1 protein-coding gene is annotated in these 643 nt (G+C 42.5%); it reads right to left on the reverse strand.

Going from position 1 to position 643, the window contains the following annotated elements:
* Nucleotides 1-643: GDP-mannose 4,6-dehydratase (locus OB13_RS20600; RefSeq protein ID WP_461492065.1), on the reverse strand; the 643-nt coding region annotated here is incomplete at both ends.

Here is a 643-nt window from a genome sequence, read left to right on the forward strand (position 1 = left end):
AGTTTGTGTGGCTCTTGATTTTACTGTTAGCACCATACAAACGGAATACCTCGCTCTTCTCAGGCCTTAAACGAACATCATCCTGAATAATTCTTGCGTCCGGATTAATTTGGTTGATCAGGCTCTGTGCGAGATCTCCAACAGTTATTTCAGACTCTGTAGCAATGTTACAGTCTTCTCCTATAAGGCTATCAGACTTAGCGATTTCAACAAAACCATTGGCTGTGTCCTTTACAAAAAGCAGATCGCGTGTAGGTGTTATATCTCCCAGTTTGATCTCGGTCTTACCTTGTAGCAACTGTGTGATAATAGTAGGAATAACAGCTCTGGCTGACTGGCGAGGACCATACGTATTAAATGGTCGCACTATCGTAAGCGGCAGGTTAAAACTCCTGTAAAAAGAATCTGCAATACAATCTGCACCAATCTTTGAGGCTGAATAAGGAGATTGTGGCTGACGTGGGTGCTTCTCATCTATCGGAATGTATTGTGCTGTACCATACACCTCGGAGGTAGACGTTACTAATACTCTCTCTACCCCTAGATCTTTAGCTGCTTGTACAATATTTAAAGTACCTTTTACATTGGTATCAATATAGCTGTCCGGAGAGTGGTAGCTAAAAGGTATAGCAATCAGTGCCGC

The sequence above is a fragment of the Pontibacter sp. HJ8 genome, from assembly GCF_054824225.1.